Source organism: Paenibacillus hunanensis, assembly GCF_014645615.1.
Taxonomy (GTDB): Bacteria; Bacillota; Bacilli; order Paenibacillales; family Paenibacillaceae; genus Saccharibacillus; species Saccharibacillus hunanensis.
Genome location: NZ_BMMB01000045.1, coordinates 1 through 1,143, shown reverse-complemented (window position 1 = coordinate 1,143; position 1,143 = coordinate 1). Strand labels below are relative to the sequence as shown.

Sequence of the window (1,143 nt, the reverse complement as noted above, 5' to 3'; positions counted from 1 at the left end):
AAATGTAATGGGGCTCCTTAAAATAGGTAGGGTTTAATCTTATTATATTTTAGAGGCAAATGGGGAAAATTACAAGGACATTTAATAAATTACCTCCGTTTTATTAGATTATTTGTAGCGAAACTTAATTCGGTATATAAAAAATGGATTAAGAACGTTCAACGACTAATGAGTGAGTTATACCAACAATAAGCTCAACACGATACCCCCAAAATCCACTCTATGAGTGGGTTTAAGATATAGTCTAAATATACCCTTAAGGGTGTAAAGTATAAGTTAAATATTATACGTAATATATTGTCATTTGAGGAGGTTTTAGTGTAAACAATGCTACTTTAAATAGATTCTTTGCTTTACATTTTGTTTTACCATTTATTTTAGCAGCATTAGTATTAATGCATCTGATTGCACTTCATGATACAGCAGGGTCAAGTAACCCTTTAGGTGTTTCAGGTAATTACGATAGAATAACATTTGCTCCTTATTATTTATTTAAAGATTTAATAACTATTTTTATCTTTATATATGTTTTAAGTTCATTTGTTTTCTTTATGCCCAATGTTTTAGGTGATAGTGAAAATTATATAATGGCCAACCCTATGCAAACTCCACCTGCTATTGTGCCAGAATGATATTTATTACCTTTCTACGCTATATTAAGATCTATACCTAATAAATTATTAGGAGTTATTGCTATGTTTAGTGCAATATTAGCTATAATGTTATTACCTATAACAGATTTAGGTAGATCAAAAGGTTTACAATTTAGACCTTTAAGTAAATTCGCTTTCTGAGCTTTTGTAGTAAATTTCTTAATTTTAATGAAATTAGGTGCTTGTCATGTAGAATCACCTTTTATTGAATTAGGTCAATTTAGTACAATCTTTTATTTCAGTTACTTTATATTTATAGTACCTGTGCTTAGTTTAATTGAGAATACTCTTGTAGATCTCAACTACTTGAAATAAGATTTTTTTAGCAAAGCTAAAAAAAATTTTTTTTAGCTTTGCTAATTTGGTTTTTTTTGAGGCGAGCTTTCCTACCTTCCTCCCTTCCACTTCTCGAGGCGAGCTTCGCTTAATTTTTTTTTTAGCCGTCCCCCCGCCCTGCAGTACTGCAGGGGGGGGGGGGAGGGAAACGGAG

At 31.3% G+C, this 1,143-nt stretch carries 1 protein-coding gene and 2 pseudogenes; 2 read left to right on the top strand and 1 reads right to left on the bottom strand.

Going from position 1 to position 1,143, the window contains the following annotated elements:
- Positions 1 to 320: 320 nt before the first annotated feature.
- Positions 321 to 632, top strand: a pseudogene (locus IEX62_RS24290) (cytochrome b N-terminal domain-containing protein); the annotation flags it as partial.
- Positions 633 to 644: 12 nt separating this feature from the next.
- Positions 645 to 968 (top strand): annotated as a pseudogene (locus IEX62_RS24285) (hypothetical protein); the annotation flags it as partial.
- On the opposite strand, the gene IEX62_RS24280 reads toward IEX62_RS24285, so the two are convergent.
- Positions 927 to 1,143: hypothetical protein (locus tag IEX62_RS24280; protein WP_229686055.1), on the bottom strand; the 217-nt coding region annotated here is incomplete at its 5' end. The pseudogene IEX62_RS24285 and the gene IEX62_RS24280 sit on opposite strands and share 42 nt — an antisense overlap.